This is a genomic window from Bradyrhizobium sp. TM233, from assembly GCF_036247965.1.
GTDB lineage: Bacteria > Pseudomonadota > Alphaproteobacteria > Rhizobiales > Xanthobacteraceae > Bradyrhizobium > Bradyrhizobium ottawaense.
This window is the reverse complement of sequence record NZ_BTIG01000007.1, coordinates 40,783-60,796: the sequence shown is the minus strand read 5'-3', so window position 1 is coordinate 60,796 and position 20,014 is coordinate 40,783. Positions and strand designations below refer to the sequence as shown.

The 20,014-nt window shown below is 64.7% G+C and carries 23 protein-coding genes; 10 read left to right on the top strand and 13 right to left on the bottom strand.

All coding sequences use genetic code 11. The features are described from left to right. Positions 1-2 precede the first annotated feature (2 nt). A complete protein-coding gene (locus AABA86_RS15025) occupies positions 3-383 on the top strand; it encodes a hypothetical protein (RefSeq protein WP_212252520.1) in 381 nt (126 codons plus the stop codon). 370 nt (positions 384-753) lie between these two features. After that, positions 754-3,087: a hypothetical protein gene (locus AABA86_RS15020; protein WP_338307348.1), complete on the top strand. Its 2,334-nt coding sequence runs from the start codon at positions 754-756 to the stop codon at positions 3,085-3,087. Between the two features lie 37 nt (positions 3,088-3,124). Here AABA86_RS15020 and AABA86_RS15015 read toward each other — a convergent pair whose 3' ends face one another. The 9 genes from AABA86_RS15015 to AABA86_RS14975 all read right to left on the bottom strand — a co-directional run bounded on the left by AABA86_RS15015 (position 3,125) and on the right by AABA86_RS14975 (position 11,682). Then, positions 3,125-3,382: a hypothetical protein gene (locus AABA86_RS15015; protein WP_338307347.1), complete on the bottom strand. Its 258-nt coding sequence runs from the start codon at positions 3,380-3,382 to the stop codon at positions 3,125-3,127. 18 nt (positions 3,383-3,400) lie between these two features. Then, entirely contained in the window at positions 3,401-4,165 is a 765-nt protein-coding gene (locus tag AABA86_RS15010; RefSeq protein ID WP_338307346.1) for a hypothetical protein, read from the bottom strand. Beyond that, positions 4,162-4,692 (bottom strand): hypothetical protein, encoded by a 531-nt coding sequence (locus tag AABA86_RS15005; protein ID WP_338307345.1) that lies wholly within the window; start codon positions 4,690-4,692, stop codon positions 4,162-4,164. The genes AABA86_RS15010 and AABA86_RS15005 overlap by 4 nt, the downstream gene beginning before the upstream one ends. Continuing rightward, the gene (locus tag AABA86_RS15000) at positions 4,689-5,846 is read right to left on the bottom strand and encodes a MotA/TolQ/ExbB proton channel family protein (RefSeq protein ID WP_338307344.1); all 1,158 of its coding nucleotides are present in this window, start codon (positions 5,844-5,846) and stop codon (positions 4,689-4,691) included. The genes AABA86_RS15005 and AABA86_RS15000 overlap by 4 nt, the downstream gene beginning before the upstream one ends. A 2-nt stretch (positions 5,847-5,848) precedes the next feature. Further along, positions 5,849-7,975, bottom strand: a complete 2,127-nt coding sequence (gene sctV / locus AABA86_RS14995) for a type III secretion system export apparatus subunit SctV (RefSeq protein WP_338307343.1) — start codon at positions 7,973-7,975, stop codon at positions 5,849-5,851. A gap of 70 nt (positions 7,976-8,045) precedes the next feature. Beyond that, on the bottom strand, positions 8,046-9,275 hold the full coding sequence (locus tag AABA86_RS14990; RefSeq protein ID WP_338307342.1) for a hypothetical protein: 1,230 nt from the start codon (positions 9,273-9,275) through the stop codon (positions 8,046-8,048). Positions 9,276-9,581: 306 nt separating this feature from the next. After that, complete coding sequence (locus AABA86_RS14985; protein WP_338307341.1) at positions 9,582-10,592, bottom strand: hypothetical protein; 1,011 nt, start codon at positions 10,590-10,592, stop codon at positions 9,582-9,584. Next, positions 10,589-11,200 (bottom strand): hypothetical protein, encoded by a 612-nt coding sequence (locus AABA86_RS14980; protein ID WP_338307340.1) that lies wholly within the window; start codon positions 11,198-11,200, stop codon positions 10,589-10,591. Before AABA86_RS14980 ends, AABA86_RS14985 begins: the two co-directional genes overlap by 4 nt. Before the next feature lie 5 nt (positions 11,201-11,205). After that, complete coding sequence (locus AABA86_RS14975; protein ID WP_338307339.1) at positions 11,206-11,682, bottom strand: pathogenicity island protein; 477 nt, start codon at positions 11,680-11,682, stop codon at positions 11,206-11,208. 371 nt (positions 11,683-12,053) lie between these two features. Between AABA86_RS14975 and AABA86_RS14970 the strand changes: the two genes are divergently transcribed. From AABA86_RS14970 to AABA86_RS14960, 3 genes are all read left to right on the top strand, one after another. After that, on the top strand, positions 12,054-12,440 hold the full coding sequence (locus tag AABA86_RS14970; protein ID WP_338307338.1) for a hypothetical protein: 387 nt from the start codon (positions 12,054-12,056) through the stop codon (positions 12,438-12,440). Between the two features lie 103 nt (positions 12,441-12,543). Beyond that, positions 12,544-13,332 carry a hypothetical protein gene (locus AABA86_RS14965; RefSeq protein WP_338307337.1) on the top strand — a complete coding sequence of 263 codons (789 nt, stop codon included), beginning with the start codon at positions 12,544-12,546 and terminating at the stop codon, positions 13,330-13,332. A gap of 237 nt (positions 13,333-13,569) precedes the next feature. Next, positions 13,570-14,325: a hypothetical protein gene (locus AABA86_RS14960; RefSeq protein WP_338307336.1), complete on the top strand. Its 756-nt coding sequence runs from the start codon at positions 13,570-13,572 to the stop codon at positions 14,323-14,325. 150 nt (positions 14,326-14,475) lie between these two features. Here the strand turns inward: AABA86_RS14960 and AABA86_RS14955 are convergent, their stop codons facing one another. The 3 genes from AABA86_RS14955 to AABA86_RS14945 all read right to left on the bottom strand — a co-directional run bounded on the left by AABA86_RS14955 (position 14,476) and on the right by AABA86_RS14945 (position 16,386). Continuing rightward, a complete protein-coding gene (locus tag AABA86_RS14955) occupies positions 14,476-15,555 on the bottom strand; it encodes a YeeE/YedE family protein (protein ID WP_338307335.1) in 1,080 nt (359 codons plus the stop codon). A gap of 71 nt (positions 15,556-15,626) precedes the next feature. Further along, positions 15,627-15,977 carry an ArsR/SmtB family transcription factor gene (locus tag AABA86_RS14950; protein WP_028137430.1) on the bottom strand — a complete coding sequence of 117 codons (351 nt, stop codon included), beginning with the start codon at positions 15,975-15,977 and terminating at the stop codon, positions 15,627-15,629. 37 nt (positions 15,978-16,014) lie between these two features. Continuing rightward, positions 16,015-16,386: a thioredoxin gene (locus AABA86_RS14945; RefSeq protein WP_212252490.1), complete on the bottom strand. Its 372-nt coding sequence runs from the start codon at positions 16,384-16,386 to the stop codon at positions 16,015-16,017. A 104-nt stretch (positions 16,387-16,490) separates the two neighbouring features. Here AABA86_RS14945 and AABA86_RS14940 point away from each other — a divergent pair, with 104 nt between their 5' ends. Further along, on the top strand, positions 16,491-17,222 hold the full coding sequence (locus AABA86_RS14940) for a cytochrome c biogenesis CcdA family protein (RefSeq protein ID WP_338307334.1): 732 nt from the start codon (positions 16,491-16,493) through the stop codon (positions 17,220-17,222). Positions 17,223-17,224: 2 nt separating this feature from the next. Here AABA86_RS14940 and AABA86_RS14935 read toward each other — a convergent pair whose 3' ends face one another. Next, positions 17,225-17,929 carry a hypothetical protein gene (locus AABA86_RS14935; RefSeq protein WP_338307333.1) on the bottom strand — a complete coding sequence of 235 codons (705 nt, stop codon included), beginning with the start codon at positions 17,927-17,929 and terminating at the stop codon, positions 17,225-17,227. 47 nt (positions 17,930-17,976) lie between these two features. On the opposite strand from AABA86_RS14935, the gene AABA86_RS14930 reads away from it, so the two are divergent. The 4 genes from AABA86_RS14930 to soxZ all read left to right on the top strand — a co-directional run bounded on the left by AABA86_RS14930 (position 17,977) and on the right by soxZ (position 19,992). Further along, positions 17,977-18,591 (top strand): thioredoxin family protein, encoded by a 615-nt coding sequence (locus AABA86_RS14930; protein WP_338307332.1) that lies wholly within the window; start codon positions 17,977-17,979, stop codon positions 18,589-18,591. 129 nt (positions 18,592-18,720) lie between these two features. After that, the gene (gene soxX, locus AABA86_RS14925; RefSeq protein ID WP_212252483.1) at positions 18,721-19,176 is read left to right on the top strand and encodes a sulfur oxidation c-type cytochrome SoxX; all 456 of its coding nucleotides are present in this window, start codon (positions 18,721-18,723) and stop codon (positions 19,174-19,176) included. 18 nt (positions 19,177-19,194) lie between these two features. Further along, positions 19,195-19,647: a thiosulfate oxidation carrier protein SoxY gene (gene soxY / locus AABA86_RS14920; RefSeq protein WP_338307331.1), complete on the top strand. Its 453-nt coding sequence runs from the start codon at positions 19,195-19,197 to the stop codon at positions 19,645-19,647. 18 nt (positions 19,648-19,665) lie between these two features. Next, entirely contained in the window at positions 19,666-19,992 is a 327-nt protein-coding gene (soxZ, locus tag AABA86_RS14915) for a thiosulfate oxidation carrier complex protein SoxZ (protein WP_212252479.1), read from the top strand. The last annotated feature ends 22 nt before the right edge of the window (positions 19,993-20,014 follow it).

Below are 20,014 nucleotides of genomic sequence, written 5' to 3'. Positions count from 1 at the left end.
AGATGGCGCAGCTTTCCGTGATGGCGCGGCGGGTCATCGAGACCTTTGCCGGGAACGCCGGAATTGTCGCCCGCCCGGCTCCAGACTTCAGCTACGGATTCGAATTCGCCGAGCGCGGAACTTTGTCGATCTTGGCGGCGGAAGACGGCTTGCGGATCATCGTCTGCCTGTCGCGTCTGCCGCGTCGAACGGGTTCGTCCGTGCTGAAGGATCTGCTTGTCGTTGCCGGCTACGATCCCTTCAGCGGAGCCATGGTGCACGCCGGATTGGCGGTCGATGGCGCACTCGCGCTCGCGATCGACATGGATGAGCCGCGATTCGATCTGCAATCGCTCGACGAGGCGCTGTCGCGGCTCGACGAGCTGCATCGTTCGATTTCCTGATCGTGCAAGTGGACGCAATGGCGCGCGATGTTGGCTTTCCTGCAACAGCTCTCGCTGACCGTTGGCGGAGTGGTGGAGAAAACGCGTCGCATCGTTCGAACGTAGGACGCCCGGATTTCATTGCTCTGGCAAGGAGTAGGTCGGGGGGGCGCCCGTCGTGTTTGCGCCGGCGGCGATATTGGGCCGCGGGACCTGGAGATTTGAGCTTGAAGTATGTTTCTGGCGAGAGTTATTCGAGGCTGTCACCGGTTCGCCGAGCCGTCGCTATCGGCAGGAGCCACATGCGCCAAGCCGGACTTGTTCGCGGCCGGAAGGATCGCGTGATGCTCTCGTGCGTCCCGCTGCCGCACGAAAGAAGGGCCGCCCTCTGATGACACGTGCAGGGCGCCCTGCCGTTGCGACAGTCGCGGCGCTGATCGCGGCTGCACTTCTGATGTCCGGCTGCGCATTCCTGAACGCCGATAGCTGCGCGGACCGGGCCAACCTTCCGCCCGATCAGCTCGAATTCAGGGGCTGCAACGGCGGTGTGCTGTCTGCCGAGACGACGCGGGAGACAGTCTATCGCGGTGATGACAGTTCCCGGCTTTGGACGGGGCCTGAGGTGCGCCGTGGCGCCAACGTCGACCCGAGCAGGGTCAATCAACCCCCGGCAGCGCGCTCGCCGATTTCGGCCTGGTCCGGCTCGCTGAAGGTCGAGGTTCCCGCTGACGAAGAGGCGACCAGCAAGGACGTTGCGGAGATTCGATCGGCCGGAGGCAACAAGTTCGATCCGGACGAGAAGGTCACGGTCAAGTTCGAGAAGACGTCGCTCGACTTCTTCCTGAAGCAGATGCTCGGCGGTGCGCTCGGCGTCAACTACGTTGCGCCGGACGATATGAGCGGGTCGGTCACGTTCCGCACCGAGCAGCCGATATCGAAGAATCAGGTGTTGCAGGTCGTACGCGACGTGCTCGGCCGCAATGGCCTTGAGATGCGCTACATGAACGGTGTGTATCAGATCGCCACTTCCGAGGTGATGGCGGGACTGCAACAGACGGTAGCGCCCGGGCGGACCACCGACCAGGTGACCCGCGTGCTGCGGCTGCGCAAGGGCACCGCCAATGAGGTGATCGCCTTCGTGCGGCAGTTGGTGCCCGAGGAGATCACGATGGTTGCCGCAAGCGGCGGCAGCTCGATCGTTGTGAAGGCGCCGGCGACCGAGCTCGACAAGATCGCGGAGCTCGTGAGTATCTCGGACAGCAGCCTCGGCGATGACCGCGTCGCGATCGTTCCCTTGAGCCAGAGTTCGCCGGAGAAGATCGCTCAGCAGCTCGGGGAATTCTACCGCTCGCAGGCGCAGGCCGCGACCATCGTTCCGCTCGATAACCAGCAGGCGCTGTTGATCGGCACCAAGGATCGCCGTGCGCTGCAGGGTTTGAAGGAGCTGATCCGGCGCCTCGATCGCGACACCGGCGGCGACATATCGCTGCGTATCATTCCGTTGATCCATCTCGGCGCCGACGAGATCGTGCCGCAACTGACGGCGATCTACGCCGCAAGCGGCAGCGTCTCGGCGGCCGCGGCCGCGCCTGCGGCGGCGCCCGTGGCCGCGAGCGCGCAGCCCGGCCAGGCCGCGGCTTCTGCTCCGTCGGCGGCCCCGGTGCCTCCGATCCAGGTGCCTCGCGGCGTCGCGCCTGAAGAGGGCGGCTTCAGCAGCCCCGGTTTTGCGCTGGGCGGCGGCGCATCGCCGCCGGCAGGCGGTGCGCCACCATCCGGCAATGGCAACACCGCTGCCGCCATTGCCTCAAGCCTTGCTGGCCCGACGCCGGTGGCCGTCGCGGTGGCGGGCGCTCCGCCGGTGAAGTTCGTCGCCGACACGCGCAACAACACGGTGATGGTCTACTCGTCCTATTCGCTCTTCAAGCTGATCAGAGACCGGTTGAAGGTGCTCGACGTGCCGCAGGCGCAGGTGGTGATCGAGGCGACGGTGGCTGAGGTGAAATTGACCGACAAGCTGTCCCGCGGCGTCGAGGCGTTTCTCTCCTCGCATGGTGTGACGGTCAGCTCATCGCCGAACGGCGCGGCCACTGCGAATCTCGGCGGTGGTTACGTGCACGCCACGTTCGGGGTTCAGGGGGCGACGGCCGAGGTGGTGTTGCGGGCCCTTCAGAACGTCACCAATGTGAAGGTGATCTCCACGCCATATCTGACCGTGGTCGACGGCAAGACCGCGCGGCTCGTCATCGGCGATCAGATTCCGTTCTCGACGTCGACGGCGACTGCGCAGCTCAACACCGGCACTACCGTGACGCAGCAGATCACGGTCAAGGACACAGGTATCGTTCTCGAGGTCACGCCGAAGATTCGCGCCGACAATTCGGCGCTATTGACGATCGACCAGCAGGTCAGCGATGCCGTACCGAATGCCACGACCAGCGGATTGACCCCGACGATCGCGACCCGCCAGGTGAAATCCGACATCATGGTGCAATCGGGTGCGACGGTCATGCTCGGTGGCTTGATGCAAGAAGGCGTCAGTCGAACCGAGACGGGGGTTCCCGTGGTTCGCAGCATTCCGGTGCTGGGCGAACTGTTCAAGCAGGTCGGTGACGATACGAATCGGCGCGAGCTGATCGTCCTGATCACGCCGCGGGTGATCAGGGCGTCGAACCAGATCGAGAACATCACGCGCCAGCTGCGTGGAGCGATGCGTATCCGTGAGTGATCTTCGCGGGTGCCGGACGACCGGCGGCCGCTACCTTTCAGAATTGGAACGAATAGACGCTCTCCTCGCGCAGATGCGCAAGGGTGCTGAACAGCAGCGCACGGTCCTCGGCCCGGATTTCAGAAGTTCGCCTCGCGTGACCTTCGAGATAGCTCTCGAATTTGTGCGCGGCGTCGATTTGCTTCTTCGCTTCCAGCGGCGAGCCGAGCGGCAGCGGATCCCGGCCGCCCGCCTCGGTCTGAAAGCGCGGCAGTGGCGGGGCGGTGCGTTGGATCGGATCGCTGTCGAAGGACATGGCTCTCTCCGTTTCTCGCTACGCCGTATCGGCCGACAATGACCGGCGTCGGCGGAATTCGACCCATATGATGAAGAGCAGCCCACCCAGGACAACGGTCGCGTTGAGGGCCGCCCGCGACCAGCGCGCGATCCGTTCGCCGGCGCTGCTTGGCTGTGGTTGGCCGCCTGAGGCCGGGAATGTTCGTGCGGATGCCTCGCCGCTGCCCGACTGGAGCAGGCGGGCAAGCCCACGACGGAACTGCACGCGATCTGAAGGTGTCGAGATCAACCCCATGAAATCGTCGGACCAGCCCTGGTCGCTCGCAGCCAGACTGCTCCTGAACGCCTGTGGCACCGACATTTCGCGCCACGTCGCGCCCGATGCCTCCAGGGCTGAAAGCACGTCGCGGTAGAAGCGCGGGCTGAACACGTAGAGTCCGATCGGGACATTGCGGGAGGCGACCAGACGTGCGAGGTGCTGCGCCAAATGGTCGGCGAGGCCGAGGCGTTCGGTCTGGCCATGCGATGTCACGACGATCCCCTGGTTGAGCAGGTCGATGCGGATCGAGTCCGACTCCTGGCGGCGCTCGAACAGAAGGTCGAAGAGATCCTCGCTGCCGAGCGGGGTGTGGACGACACTGACGAGGTCATTTTCCACGTCGACCGGAGAAGGCGTGCTCGTGGCTGAGGTGGGTGATCCGGACCGGACGCCGAGCAGCAGGATGAGAACGAGCAGCATCAACGCGAACAGGTTCGCGGCGATGTCGGTCAGGGCGGATATGCCGACCGGCGGAGATCTCATCGGATTTGTTCCGAACGGGGAGGCTGCCGCATGCAGTGGGCCACGATGGCGCGTTCGCAACCGGCCTCCAGCCGCACCTGGCGCATTCGCCGAATGCCATGCCGGCTCGCGATCACCTCGAACTGAAATGCGGCTTCGTTGCCGTCCGGCGCTATAAACAGTACCAGCCGCGCGTTGGCGCGCTGCACCCCCTGCAATGCCGCGGTCAGGCTCTGGTCGAGGAACATCCGGTCCAGCGGAATCAGATTGGCCGGGGAGCCGTCGATCGCAAGTCCGGCTCTGGTTGCCAGCCAAGGCGTGACGCGGCGCCCCTCCAGCTGAAAGTCGACGTCAGCCGGAAGCGCTCCGATGGCGCCTGCCGTCGATGCATTTCGTTGTGGCAGGCTGGGCAGGACGGCAAGGACCGCCAGCACGATGACCGCCGCGACGCTGAGCAGGAGATCTGCCAGCGGATCGCTCGCCAGCACGGGATCGAACTCGTCGCGATCGGGCATGACGGCCTCGAAGCCGTTGGGCGGGTTGATCATCGGGCTTCCCGCGCGTTGTCCACGATCAGCATGCACATGGCGGCCAGCTCGGTTTCCCGCTTCTCGAGCAGACCAAGGGCGAGCGAGCAGACGATGCTCGCAATCAATCCGAGCAACGTGGTCTCGAACTTGACGGCGAGCCCGGCGAGGCTTGCGGAAATGTCGATGTTGTGCCCCGACGACGCGTTCAGGTCGTGCGGAAGGTCCGATATTGCGCTTGCCAGGCCGATCACCGTGCCGAGGAAACCGAGCAACGGCAGCAGCGGCAACAGCGACCGGACGAACTGGCGTGACGCCGACTGGAAGCGGTCGAACGACAGGGCCGCCAGGCGCGACGGAGCGGCTACCTCCGGTCCTGCGCCGTCAATCGCGGCGTTCAGCAGCCGGACCGCACGGGTGTGGGCGGCTGGTGCGAGCTGCCGTGTCAGGATGGCGGAAAGATCGGGGTGACGACCCTTGTCGCGCTCGGTTTCGATCATGCGGCTGAAACCGGCGATGACCCGGCTGTCCGCAACATGCAAATGCGCGGCTTCGAAGATCGAGGCTATCACGACGAAGAACAGGAAGATGATGGCGCTATGCACGACGGTCCGTCCGAGCACGGCCGACACGACGGCGGATTGCACCGGTCCGAGGCCGGGTGCCATGACGTGAGGGATCACCAGGTAGAGCAGCAGAATAAGGAAGCAGGCGAGGGCGACCGGCGCCGCGGTCGACTGCATCTCGACCGGCCCGGTCCGGTCGAGCGGCCTTAGCCAGAAGCGGGCGAAGGCAAGATGATTTTCGCTCGTCAATGCACGGCTTGCGATGAGCGTGACGAGAAGCTGGGGCCAGACGGGAAGGCGGGCGACGAGGGCGACGATCGGCTCGCCGGCCGACAGGGCCTGCACGATCAACGGAAACAGCAGCGCGTGAATCGTTCCAGCGATGATGCCACCTCGCAGCCATCGGTGGTGGATCTTCCATGCGCCGAACGACGTCATGAGGAGCACGGCAGCGGCGACGGCGGGCCAGTGTTCGAGGCCTCCCGAGCCGAGATAGAGCAGGTAGGAAACGATGAATCCGACACTGTAGATGCGCACCCGCCAATATTCGACGCGAAGCCGGGACTCGATCTGGCCGGGCAGCTCTGGGCGTTCTGCGAAGGCGGTCAAGGTCACGCGGCGGAGAGCTGGTTGACGAGCTTGATTCTCTCGAGCGGCTGCACGTTCGAGCTCGGCTCGAGTTCCTGATAGGACAGCACGGCGAGGTCGGGGAAGTCGCGCTCGATCACCTTGCGCATGAAACGCCTTATGTCCATCGGCGCCAGCAGCACGGGCGACAGGCTATGCTGGCCGGAGCTGCGGATCACGTTCTTCATCGAGGCGATGAGCTGGCGATGGATGTCGGGAGCGAGCGCAAGGTAGGAGGCGCCGCTGGTCTGCCGGACGGCGCCGCGCACCGCGTCCTCGATCTCCTTGGACAGCAGATAGGCGGGGATGATGTTCTGGCCGCCCGAGAATTTGTGGGTGATATAGCGGGACATCGCGCCGCGCATGTGCTCGACGAGGATGATGGGATCCTTTTCCCGCTGCCCCCATTCGACCAGCCCTTCGAGGATGGTTCGCATGTCGCGGATCGAGATCTGCTCCATGACCAGCCGCTGCAGGACGTCGGTGATGGTAATGACCGGCAGCACGCGCGTGGCCTCGCGCACGAGCTCCGCGAAATTGTCCTCCATCTGGTTCATCAGGTACATGGTCTCCTGAATGCCGATGAATTCCGACGCGTGGCTCTTCAGCACGTGAGCGAGGTGATAGGTCAGCATGCTGGAGGGCGTCATGATCTGCATGCCGGCGCGCTCGACCAGCGGCAGATGCTTCATCTGAACCCAATAGCTCGGCGTGTTCGGCAGAAAGTCCTCGCCGCGTTCGAACGGGATCTCGAACATGTTGAGGTTGTCCTCGGTCTCGCGAACGATGAACCAGTTCGGCTGGAGCATTCCCGCGGCCACCGGAATCTCGTTCACCAGGATGCGGTATTGGCCCTCGCGAAGATTGTCGTTCAGGCGAAGGTGAACGCCCGGGAACGGAACACCGAGATCGAAATAGAGCGCCCGGCGCACGCGCGCCACCTCGCGGTCGAGCTTGTTCGGGCGGATCGTATTGCGGACTGCGGAGGAGAGGTCGACGATCAGGGGAACGACGAGGGTGAACTTGACGTTCTCGATCGGCTCGTTGTCCTCGGCATCTTCCTTCGGGAAGGAGGGCACGTCGCCTCCGGACAGCGCGGCGGCGAGCGCGGGCATCTCTTGCGTGCGCTGGTCGGACAGATTGCGCTTGCGGGCGCGGGCGGTCAGAATGCCGGCGGCGGCGCATGCCATCGACAAAGCGATGAAGACGATCGGAGGGAAACCGGGAACGATGGCGAAAATGCCGAGGATCCCGGCCGTGATCATCAAGGCCTTCGGCTCGTTCATGAGCTGGGAGGCGATGTCGGTGCCGAGGTCCTTGTTCTCCTCGGAGGAGACGCGGGTGACGATGAAGCCGGCGGTGATCGAGATGAACAGCGCGGGAATCTGCGAGACCAGGCCGTCGCCGATGGTGAGCAGCGAATAGCGCTCCAGCGCCTCGGCGGCCGTCATGCCGTGCTGCAAGGTCCCGATGGCGATGCCGCCGATGAGGTTGATGGCGATGATGATGAGGCCCGCGATGGCATCGCCCTTGACGAATTTCATGGCGCCGTCCATGGCGCCATAGAGTTGGCTTTCCTTCTCGAGCTTGTTGCGGCGGCGCTTCGCCTCGCTGAGCTCGATCTGGCCGCCGCGCATGTCGGAATCGATCGACATCTGCTTGCCGGGCATCGAATCCAGCGAGAACCGCGCGGACACCTCCGCGACGCGTTCGGATCCCTTGGTGATGACCATGAAATTGACGATGGTCAGGATCAGGAACACCACGAGCCCGACGACGAGATTGCCGGCGACCACGAACTGGCCGAAGGTTTCGACGATGTGGCCGGCGTCGGCCTGGATCAGGATGAGGCGGGTCGTGGAGATCGCGAGGGCAAGTCGAAACAGCGTGGTGAGCAGCAGGATCGAGGGAAAGGAGGACAGCTCGACCACGTTCTGAAGATAGACCGACGCCATCAGCAGGATGGCCGCGAGCGTCAGGTTGATGCCGATCAGAAGGTCGATCACCTGCGTCGGCAGTGGCAGGATCATCATGAAGACGATGCAGACCAGCATGAAGGCCAGCATCAGGTCGTTTCGCTTGGAGATCGTTCGCAGGAAGCCCGTCAGCATTCTCAATTCCTCTTATCGTCTTGCGGCGGTCGCGGCTGTAGTCCCCGCGTCTCGGCTCGCGCGGACGGAGCTAGATTGGAATCCGCAACCGGCCCGAGCCGTCCTGCAGGTTCGCGGGCGTGAGCCCGTGTCCCGAAGGGTCGGTTGGGGCCGTTGGCGGATTGAGGAGGTGGTTCAGCGTCGCCACAAGCCGGTCGGCGCGGTCGACCAGCTGATTGATCGCGTTTTGATCGAACGCATCGCGGCGCTGAGATCGGTCCGCGATCTCGCGCGCGTCCGCGGTCCTGTCGGTGGACGCAGCGGCATTGGCGTTCGCGGCAAGCCCGTGCTGCAAGACCGCTGCCGCGTCGTGGGCGGCGTTGGAAGAGTCGCCGTCGCGCACGTCGATCGGGGAAGGGGAGTTCCGCGATCCGTCAGGAGCAGGCGCGATCCCGCGGCCAAGGCGGCCGTCGGCCCGCACCGGATCGTCCTCGCGCACATCTGCGATGTCGTCCGTCGAGGGGAGCCTGGCCAGCGCAGCGATGATCGCCGCCGCCTCAGTCCGTCGGGTGTCGTTGGACAGTGCAGACGGATCATTGGACGATGCAAGTCGCGGGGGCAGCTCGCTCGCAAGTGCTGGATCGGGGCGGGCCGTCTCCTGCGATTGCCGGCCGGCTTGCGCGACGGTGTCTTCCTTTGCGTCTCGAGTCGTCGTTTCCCGGTCCTCGGCCTGATTGTCGTCAGCGATTGCACTTCTCAGCGTTGCCGCCGTGTCGGCGTTCTGCCGCGACGCGACAGCGGCCTGCTGTGTCGTGATCTCCTTCTCATCGGCGGTCCGGTCCTGCAGCAGCTGTTGCTTCTTGATCGCTTGAGCTTCGTTCAGGAATTGCTGCACGTCGGCATAGATGCTCTCGATCAGGCTGATCGAGCTGTCGTTGTCCGCGCCAACGGCGCGCTGCTCGCTGGCGAGGTTGCGGCTGATTGCGGCTGCGATCGACGCAAAACCGGCGAGGAAGCCCGATTGCAGGCTGGCGATCCTCGCGGCGTTTGCGTCCGATTGGGTCTGGAGAGTTCCGATCGCCTGCGTCAGCGCGGCGATCGAGGCCTGGATGGCCGCGATCGCATCCAGGTCGGCCTTGACCAGATCGGGATCGGGAGGGTCGAGTTGCTGGTCGTGCTGCAGCTTGTCCTGGGCGGCGGCGAGATCGGACGTGGCGCTGCTCTTCTGCTGCTGCAGGCCGGCGATCTCAGCCGCATTGGCGGCATTCTGATCGAGCAGTCGTTGTCGCTGAATGGCATTGGCGCCGATCGCGCCAATCACGCCGGCAAAGCCCGTCAGGAGGGCGCGAATCCGGTTCGCCGCGGCCTTGTCGCCGTCGCTCCGCAGGATCGAGAGCACGAGCTGCAGGCTGGCGTCGTCGCTCGAAGGTCCGATGGGCGGCAGGCCGGTGGCAAAGGCTCCCGATGTTCCGTCCGGTCGCGGGGCGTCGGCTCGCACGTCCGGCAATTCGAGCCAGAGGGAGGAGGCATAGGGCGAGACGCCTGAGACGGAGGACATTGCATTCTTCCTTCGCTTGATGGACGGCGCGAGCCTAATCAGGCCGCGCGGCGACCGTTGTGCAGAAGATCACTCGATGTAGAGCCGATGCCGAGCACCGGTCCGCCCGTGAGCGTTCGCGGCCGCCCGATCTTGCGCGAGGGCCGTTTCGTCCCCGGAAAGCAGGGCGAGCTCACTGGCGATCGCGTCAACGACCGTCTCGATCGCGGTCAGCATGGCCGCCAGGCAGATGAGCAGTCGCTTGCCGGCGGGCGGCCGCGACTTCCGCAGCTTCTCGACGAGTTCGCCTTGTGCGCCCACATTGGCAAGATAGGCGAGAAGCTCTTCCTCGCTGATCCCCGGCGAGCCGGCCACGAACTGCGTCTGGTAAGGCCATCCCGGAATCATCGCGGCGTTCAATGCGAACGAAGCGATGATGCCCCGCATCTCGCTCATGGGCGAGTTGGCCGCAATCAGGTTCCCGGGACCGTGCGCCTTGTCCGCAGCACGCGGTTGCTGATCGGGCGAAGCGGCGGAGTCTGCGGTCGTGAGGGAGGCTGGAGGTTGCGTCCCGGCATCGATCCCTTCGCCGCGTTGCGGCTGCGCGTTCGATCCGGACGTCGCGCCTTCCCACAGGTCGGTCCGCGAGCCGCTCGCGACGACCTGCTGATGCAGGGGCATCGCGAGGCGAGGGGCCGATGACGGCGTGGCGAGCAACTGAGCGGCATCTTCCTTGGCAAAACCCTGCTGCTCCGCGGCGCTCTCGGGCAGCGCGGCCAGGGCCTGCCGGATTGCGGCCGATAGCGCAACTGAGGGCGCCTCGGATGCACCCGGGTTGCCGGCTCCAGTGAGGCTCATCAACAGCGCGCGGACGATCTCGGCCTCGAGCCGGTCGGAAAATGCTGCGGGAGACCGCAGGCCGGCAAAGCCGGGCGCGGTGGCCTGCGGGGAGTTTGCGCTGGCGGCGTAGCTGTTCGCCGCGGGCATCTCGCTCGATGTCCCATCATCGGAGCCAGGCGCGAGCGCCTTGGCAATTTCCACCGCCATGCTGGTGCGCATCAGATCGTTGAGCGTGTGAAGGAGACCTTCGATCGGTGTCACGGACTGGGTTCTCCCGCGATGTGCGCGCCCGGCTGTTCGGACAGGTGCAGCTCGATTGCGGCGCGGTAACGGTCGGCCTCCGCAGTCAGGGCAAGCGGTGTCTGTGTTGTCGTCTTCTGTTCGAAGGCGGCAAGCTCAGCCGCCGCCCTGGTCCAGTCGCGACGGCGGGCGCTGAGTTCAAGCAGGTGCAAGTGCGGGATGTCCCAGTGTGGCCGCAACGCCGTCGCATGCTCGAAGGCGGCCATCGCCTCCGGCCAGAGCGAACGCGCCCTCAGGCAGATGCCGAGACCGACCCAGTGATCTGCGCAGCCTGCTTCGATGATGCAGAGTGCCCGGAACAGCCGCTCGGCCCTCGCGTGCTCGCCGATCGTCCCCCAGCGATGGGCCCGGGCGTACAAAAATTCGACGGGCTCGCGCTTGAGTCCGAGCGCCTGACCGAGCAGGACTCCATCTTTCAGTCGCGCGATGATCTTGCGGCCCGGCAAGCCCTTTGCGGTCGCGGCCGCGACGAAGAGCTCCTCCAGCAGCAGGAATTCCGTCGCGCCGGGATCGGCATCAGCACCGGCCGGTTCCAGAGCGTCTCGATGGACTGCAGGATCGGCCGACATGACAGTCATTTCTTCAGCACGGCAATCCGATCCAGCAGCTTCCTGGCTTCTTCGAGAATGGCAGGGGCGTCGCCTCGCGGCGCTCTTGCCAGCCGCATCGACTCGGTCAGATCCTCCATCGCTTCGGCGAGCTGGCCCATGGCGAGGCAGGCGCGTCCGGAAAAGAAGTAGCCGCGGGGATCCGACGGCGCGAGCGCGACGATCGCCGATGCCGCGTGCAGAGCGAGGCTGTTTTCGCCGAGCAGCAGGGCGCAATTGGCAAGTCCAGCCTGAAGTTCGGGATCGCTGGGATCGCACACGACGAGGGCGGCATAGGTGCGGAAGGCCTCTATCGGCGCGCCCTTCTGAAGCTGATTGCGCGCGACGTCGAGGCCGAGGCGAAGATCGACCGGCTCCAGTCCAAGCGCCTTGCGAACGGCCCCCTGGGCGATGAGACGCTCCGCTTCGCCGAGCTCGGCGGCGCGTTCGCCCGTGTCGTGCATGAGAGGCCTTCGTGGAATCGCAACGGACATCTAGACGCTCGGGTTGTTTCAAGGCGTGGGTGCCGCAGGGCGGCTCCGGTTATAGCGGGGCGCAATGGGGCAATAATCCCCCGATCGTCGGAGGCGCGGCGCCGGCGGTTTGGTCAATGACGACAAAGCCTGTGCTGTAAACGAACTCTCCCTGTCATTCCTCAGATACGCAAACGAAGGTGACGGTCCGATAGACCATGAAAGAAGTGAGCGCCGTGTGCCGCATGTGACAAGGGCAATGCAATTGGCCCCGCGCGGCGGGAGTTGGCATCGCGAAGATCGGTGCGCTATATCCACGGCGGTTGATGCACCGAAGAGCAACCGCTTCTGGATGGGACCGCATGATCGAGCTCACAGCCGACGACGTACGGACACTCGCCGAGTTGGGCTTCATGGCGCTGTCGCGCGGACAGGGTGCCAAGGCTGCAGCGATCTTCGCCGGCGTCCAGGCGGCGCGACCGGCGCAGGAGGCCGGCTTTATCGGCGCAGCCCTGGTCGACATGGCCGCAGGCAATTACGCCGGTGCAGTCAAAACAATGCGGTCGCTGCCGCCGACCGATACGCAGCAGGCCTTCCTGGCCATGGCCCTCTATCGCAGTGGCGATCGCTCCGCGGCGCGCGAGATTCTGCTCGAGGTCATGCAGACCGCCGGCGACCGGCCGGACACTGCGCTGGCGCGTGAGTTGCTCGGCGAGCTGGAGGGTGCGAACGAGCCGACGCTCAGATGAACGAGCGGTCTGGTTGAACCCGTATTCTTCGGCGTCCCCTGCACGTACTGCGTTCGCATGACGCGGAGGCCGAGAGCGGTATGCATGATGCGCGCGCCGCTCGATGGGGGCGGGTACCTCAAGTGCTGTCATGGAGAATATGATGAGTGGCTCGACGATAGATCCGGCAATGACGCGCACGGTCCATCAGCCGTCCGCGCAGCGGACCGCGCAAGCCGAAACCACACCCGCCAAAAAGAGCGCAGGCATCTCTGGCGTGCAATCGCCTCCACCAGCGGTGAAGCCGCAGCCCGTCTCGACACCGGCAGGAGCCTCCAAGGTCGAGGAGGCGATCACTTTGTTTCTCGATCATCACTATGGTCTCGCCAAGGAATTCGCCGAGATCGACAAGCACAACGTGGCAAAGCAGGGCAAGAGCGATCCGTTCGCGCCGTTCGAGGCGGAAAAGAAGAAGCAGGCGTTGGCAAAGGACGCTGAGCTCAAGGCAAAGGCGCTGGAGTTGGCAAGCGATCAAGTCACGCTTGCAAAGGAGGAATATCAGCGACTTTACGCGGATCCCGGCGCTACTGATGCGCAGCGGACGAATGCGAACCATCGCGTCGCGCGCGCAGAAGAGCTCGCCAACAAGCTGACACCGGCGGGTATCGCGGCGGATGCGGGTTTGCGGCTGACGGCGGCGATCAAGGCGGCCGCGAGAGCCGAGCAAGACCATATCGACTGGCTGAAGTCGGACCACGATCCGAAAACGCCGAACACGAATGCAGCAACCGACCGCATCCGCCGGAAAGCGGTCGAAGACGCAAACGACGTCGTTCGATACGCGACACATTATCTTGCCCGGCAGAAGGCGGCCGCTGCCGCCGCTGCCGCCGGTGGAGCTACCGAGCCTTGATGGCGAAGAACGACTTCGCTTCGTCAACTGGCGTTTTCAAGTGGTGCTCGCAGCGGGCGGCGCATCGAAATGCAGCGATAACAGTCATCTCGGGCACAGGCGGACGAAGGCCAGCGTGTTAGCCCAATCGCCACCCGGCATTTGCCGGAACGAGACGTGCGGCGCCGAGATCGCGGCGCCGGGGTAACTCCCGGCAATCGCGGGCCTGCGATGCGCGTCAAACAGTGAAGGATCAAAATGGGAATCGTCTCGGATATCGCCGACAAGCTGAACAGCCAGATCGTGTCGGCGCAGGACCAGAGCAAGGACGCCAAGCCGGAAGCGAGGAAAGCTCCGGTATCGTCTGGCGTCCTGGCGGACGGATTTGGTGCGGTAGCAAAGGGAAGCGAGCAGGCGGCAGCCATCGCCGTAGAGAATTTCGTGTCCTACGATCGTGCCCCTGGCAGGGATTGGGAGATCAATTCTCAATACCAGCAACACGCCGTCGCGGTCGCCAAGGCGAACTACGAGACGCAGTTGCTTGCAAAGAAAGTCGGCGAAGCCATAGGCGACCCTGCCGACCAGACGGTTCATGTCGACTACGCCAAATATCTGCTCGAACAGGCGAAAGATCCGCAGGCGCGGCTAGCTCGATCGGCCAAACAACAGGCCCAACCGATGCAGGCGGTCGAACGGAAATTCGGAGCCGCAAACAAGAAGAACGAGAGCGTGAAAGAGGACTTCGCCAACAGTCAGGCAGGTCTCCTGGACCGGGAGGTCACCGAGGCGGATCTGGGCAAGGCTGACCGAGCGTTGCTGGCGGCGAAGAACGATTTCAATTTGCGTGCCGAGCAGAACAAGGACCTGTGGAAGCATGCGCTGGAGGTCGCCAAGCTCGACTCGCAGCTCCGTCCATATGCAGGCGAAGTGAGGCAGGATCTGGCGGCGTGTCAGGACGGGTTCAGTGAAGCCTCGAAACGGGTCAATGAGGTCGTCGAGGCAACTTCGAACTGACCTGGGATGCGATGACGGGCTATTTCGGCCGCGGCGCCGACTGTGCGGGGCGGTTCGGCTAGGGCTCAACATGCTGAGCCCTAGCCAATTCACAGCGTCAGCGCATGGCCTCGTTCCGATCCCGTCAAGCAAGCGTTGAAGGCGAATTCGTCAGGTCGAAACCCCGAACAGTCTGCGCACCGCCGGCAGCCACTCGCCGGTCATCGTGAACTCGAGCCCGAGGCGCGCGCCGCAGGCGATGGCCACCATCGTGACGGGCGCCGAAACCGCGAGCGTCGAAAACGCGCTCAGGCCCTGACCGATGGTGCAGCCCAACGACATGATGCCGCCGATGCCCATCAGCAGCGCGCCGATCATGTGACGCTTCAACTCGCGCGCGTCGTCGCACGCCTCCCAGCGGAAGCCGCGCGCGAGCATCGCGGCGGCAAACGAGCCCACGACGACGCCGGCGACGGAGCCGATGCCGAAATTGAGCCGCGCGCCGGAGAAGGTGGCGATGTAGAGAATGGCGTCACCGAGCGGCGCCACGAAGGTGAGCGAGGAGACCCGCGCGGGATCGAACTCGTCGTCGGCAAGCCATCCGGTCGCAAACCAGCCGAACGCGATCGCGGCGCCGACGGCAAGACCGGACGCCAACAGCCGCGGCGACCGCATCAGCCTGCCGTCCGCAAGGGCCCAGAAGGCGAGCGCGGCGGAAATGGCCACGACGAGGATCGCGTGCATCGCGTTGCCTGCGCCGAGCAGCGACGTCAAAGTCTGGGTGCTTCCCTCGGGTAGCCGCAACGACAACGGCTCGATCAGCTTCAGGCGCAGCATGCCGGTGATGCCGCGCATGGTCGCGAGCGCCGACAGGCCGAGCACGAGAAAGACCACGATGGCGCGCAGATCGCCGCCGCCGATGCGCACCAGCGTGCCGAAGCCGCAGGTGCCGACCAGGGCCATGCCGACGCCGAACATCAGCCCGCCGATAATCGCACCGCCAAGCCCGATCGATGCCGTGAGGTAGATCGACCGCGACAGGTCGACGATGCCGAACGCGGCGAGGGCCTGGGTCGCGAGCAGGGCGACCGCCGCGGCCAGCGCGAAGGATTTCAGCCGCCGATAATCCGATCCGAAGAATGCGTCCTCGAGCATCGCCAGCGTGCAGAAACGACCCGCGCGGCCGGCAATGCCGAGCACGGCACCGGCGGCAAGCCCGCATGCAAACGCTATGGTCGAAGGGCTCAGCATTCCTCCCGCTTCTTCTTCGCTGCCTTGCGGGTAGTCTGCGCCGGTGGGGCGCGAAAAGCCAGCGCGGAGAACTACCGGCGGCGCCGGCGCACCGGCTCGCAGAACACGTCGTAAACGGCGGTGAGAATCTTGCGGACGTCTTCGCTGGCGAGACTGTAGTAGATGGTCTTGCCGTCGCGGCGGGTCGTCACCAGCCGATCGAGTCGTAGCCGCGCGAGCTGCTGGGAGACGGTCGATTGTCGCTCGCCCAGGAACTGTTCGAGCTCCGTCACGGATTTCTCGCCCTCGGCGAGGATGCAGAGCAGCAGCAATCGGGACTCGTGGGACAGCGCCTTGAGCATGTCGCTGGCCTCGCGCGCCTTCTCGATCATCTGTTCGAGTTCGGCGGAGCCCTCGATCTCCTTCAGCTTTGGCAACGGCATCGCGTCAAGTTCCTCTCAGCAAACTCCGCAAGAACGGTCACGACTTCTCGGGCTCCGATCCCGTGTTTGACAGGATTCGGTTCAAGAGGCCAAAGAAGAAGGCATCCCCCGGATAGCCGCGAATGCGCCCGATCTCACGGCCCTCTTGTACCACGACGAAGGTCGGCGTGAAGGGACCCGGATCGATTCCGGCGAGATCGGCGGGAAGGGGGCCGCTCAGGTCGACCCGGCGCAGCGGGGCGGCCCGGCTTTCCCCGGTCTTGCCGTAGATCGGGCCGATCTCGGCGTTGAAGCGCGCGCACCAGGCGCAGCCGGCGCGCTCGAACATGATGAGCTCGGCAGCGCGCGATGCGGTGGCGGGCAGCGCGAGCCCGACCGCGAGGGCGAGCAAAACGATGATTCTGTTCATGCGGCGTAACCGGCCTTTTCGGACTTGCCTGGCGGACTTGCTTTCCAAACGTTCTCGGCGCTTTATATCATTAAATTCGTATATGTGCTAGGGATGGGGCGGAAATGACCTTGGACATCACGCTTGGCGCGGCCTTTGTCGCGGGCCTGTTGTCGTTCCTGTCGCCCTGCATCCTGCCCCTGGTGCCGCCGTTCCTGTGCTACATGGCCGGCGTCTCGGTCACGGATCTCTCCGGCGACAGGCCGGATCTGCGGCCGCGCATCCTGCTCTCCGCGCTCTCCTTCGTGGCGGGCTTTTCGCTGGTCTTCGTCGCGCTCGGCTCGACCGCCTCGATCGCGGGACGCTTCGTCTCCGCGCACCTTTCGACTCTGGGCATCATCGCCGGCGGGCTGATCATCGTCATGGGCCTGCATTTTCTGGGGCTGCTCAAGATTCCGCTGCTCTATCGCAGCGCGACCGTGCAGGTCGACAACCGCCCGGCCGGCGTGGCGGGGGCCTTCGTCATGGGACTGGCATTTGCGTTCGGCTGGACGCCCTGTGCGGGCCCGATCCTCGCCGCCGTGCTGCTGATGGCGGGATCGGAGGACACGACCGGGCGGGGCGCGCTGCTGCTGCTCGCCTATTCGGTCGGGACCGGCATTCCCTTCCTGATCGCGGCGGCCTTCACCGGCCGCTTCATTGCCGCGCTTGGCCGCGTGCGCCGGCATCTCGGCCTGATCGAGAAGACGATGGGCGTCTTCCTGGTCGCGACCGGCCTGATGTTCCTGACTGGATTGATGCCCGCGGTCTCGGAGTGGCTGCTCGAGCACTTTCCTGGACTGACCAGCATCGGCTGAGGCTAGCCGTAACGGAAGTCGAGCAACTGGGCAAAGGACTGCAGCTCGATGAGGTAACGATGCACGAGGGGGCCGTCGCCCGCCATCGCGGCATGCGCGATCTCGCCGCTGCTGGCGAGTGCGCCATCGATCAGGCGGCGGAACTCACCTTGGGCCGCGATCTCGCTATTTGCCCATTCGTTACAGCGTGCGAGCCGATCGCGGAACGCGCCTGCGGCGGCGACGGTCTCCTCGGCGTTCGCCGGCGCCGGCTGTTCGCCGTACCTGATGGCGGCGACACGCAATGCTTCCATGGCGGGCGCGATCTCGAAGATGCAATCGCCGAGATCGTAGAGGCCTGCGCGACGCCTGAGCGCGTGAAAAGCCTGCCGAAGCGCAAGCAGCTCGCGGCCGGCGGCGACACTGTCTCCGCCGTCCAGTGCAGCCGCCGCCGTCGTCAGCCGTTCGCGACCTCGGTCGAGAAATCTCGACAACTCGGACGGTCCGTCAGCGGGCAGGGGAGCGAGCCGCTTCCACCCGGCGACCGCTTCGTCGGTCTCGATCTGCGCCAGCGCGATGTTTCCGGTGCGCGCATAGCTCGCAGCGGTGCGCAGATTGGCCATGATCGGCGCCATCGCCGAGACGACATCCGCAAGTCTATCGGCTTCCGCGCCGAGCGCGAGCGCGGTCGAAGCCAGCCACGCCAGCAGCACGATGGTGCAGCGCAAGATCGGATCTCCTTGTCACATTCGTGTATTCGAATATCATAATGAAAATGAGCAACGCGCAAGATCTTCCGACGCACAAAATCCCGACCTCGCTTCGCACGCCGACGCGACGCGGCCTCCTGGCATTCGCAGCAGGCGCGGCTTTGATCGGCCGCGGCGCGGCGGCCGAGCCCGCCGTCGGAGAAGACGGGCTCTATCACGAGCCCTGGTTTCTGCAGAGCTTCCTCGATCTGCGCGAGGACCTGGAGAGCGCAGCCGCCGGCGGCAAGCGCCTCGCCATCATGTGGGAGCTGCGCGGCTGCCCCTATTGCCGCGAGACGCACCTGGTGAACTTCGCCGATGCGGGCATCGCGAGCTACATCCGCGACAATTTCGAGGTGTTGCAGCTTAATCTGATCGGCTCGCGCAAGGTGATCGACTTCGACCGCGAAGAATTGTCGGAGAAGGACCTCGCCCGGAAGTACGGCATCAGGTTCACGCCGACCTTTCAGTTTTTTCCGCTGTCCCCCGATGGTCTCGAAGCGAAGGACGCGATGGCGCGCGAAGTGGCGCGAGCACCCGGTTATCTCAAGCCGCCGCACTTCCTGACGATGTTTCGCTTCGTGCGGGAGCGCGCCTATGAGCGCGGCTCGTTCCGGGATTTCCTGGCCGCGAACGGCTGACGGGAACGCGTCCGGCGAATTTCGCTTGACGCCGCCGATCACATGAACATATCATAATAACTGAATTTGATGGATCGTGAGTCCGTCGTGATCAGAAGCGGGCGTCACCCCGCGATAAGGGTAGGGAACATGCGGCGCTCGCTTGCGGCTGCGTTTGCACTTTGTCTGTCGGCTGGCGGCGCTGTCGCCCAGGAGCCGACCAAAGAGCCGATCAGGCTCGACATCGTCAACGATTCCTTGCCGAAATCCCTGACCGGCGCACCCGGCGATGCCGCCGGCGGCAAGAAGGTGTTTCTGGCGCGCACACTCGGCAACTGCCTGGCCTGCCATCAGGTCACCAGCCTGAAGTCCGAGGAATTCCACGGCGAGTTCGGTCCATCCCTGGATGGCGTCGCCGGCCGTTACAGCGAGGCGCAATTGCGCCTCATCATCGCCGACCCCAAGCGCATCTTCACCAATACGGTCATGCCGGCGTTCTTCAGGAACGAGGGCCTGAGCCGGGTGCGACCGGAATTTGTCGGCAAGTCCATTCTGACGGCCGCGCAGGTCGAGGACGTCATCGCTTTTCTCAAGACGCTGAACTGACGGCGAGGAGGATCAGGAATGAAAGCCATTAATCGACGGCAGGCATTTGCGCTCGGGGGCGGCTTCGTCATGCTGACGCTGATGCCCATGGCGGCGGATGCCGAAGTGACGGGCGATGCGGCGAAGTGGATCGAGAAGTTCACCGGCGGCAAGCAGCCTGCCAAAGGCAAGATCGCGCTCGACTTGCCGGAGATCGCGGAGAACGGCAACACCGTGCCGCTGTCGGTGAATATCGAGAGCCCGATGACCGCGGACACCTATGTGAAGGACGTTTTGATCATCGCCGACGGCAATCCCAATGCGGGTGTGGCGACGCTGTCGTTCACGCCTCTGTCGGGCAAGGCGGAAGCCTCGATCCGGATTCGGCTCGCGACCACGCAGAACGTGGTTGCGGTCGCGAAGATGAGTGACGGTTCGCTGTTCATGGAGCAGAAGACCGTCAAGGTCACCATCGGCGGCTGCGGCGGCTAAGGGCTCAGGAGAAAACAGATGGCAGACAAACCGCGCATCAAGCTTCCCAAGGAAGCCGCCAAGGGCGAGGTGATCCAGATCAAGACCCTGGTCTCGCATGTCATGGAATCGGGCCAGCGCAAGGACGCGCAGGGCAAGACCATTCCGCGCAAGATCATCAACAAGTTCGCCTGCGAGTTCAACGGCAAGCCGGTGTTCTCCTGCGCGCTCGAGCCGGCGATCTCGGCCAATCCCTACGTCCAGTTCGACGCCAGGGTCGACGAGGCCGGAACGTTCAAGTTCGCCTGGACGGACGACGACGGCACGGTGATCACGGCCGAAGAGAAGATTGCGCTCAAGGCATGATGCGCATCGCGCATTGAGGGAG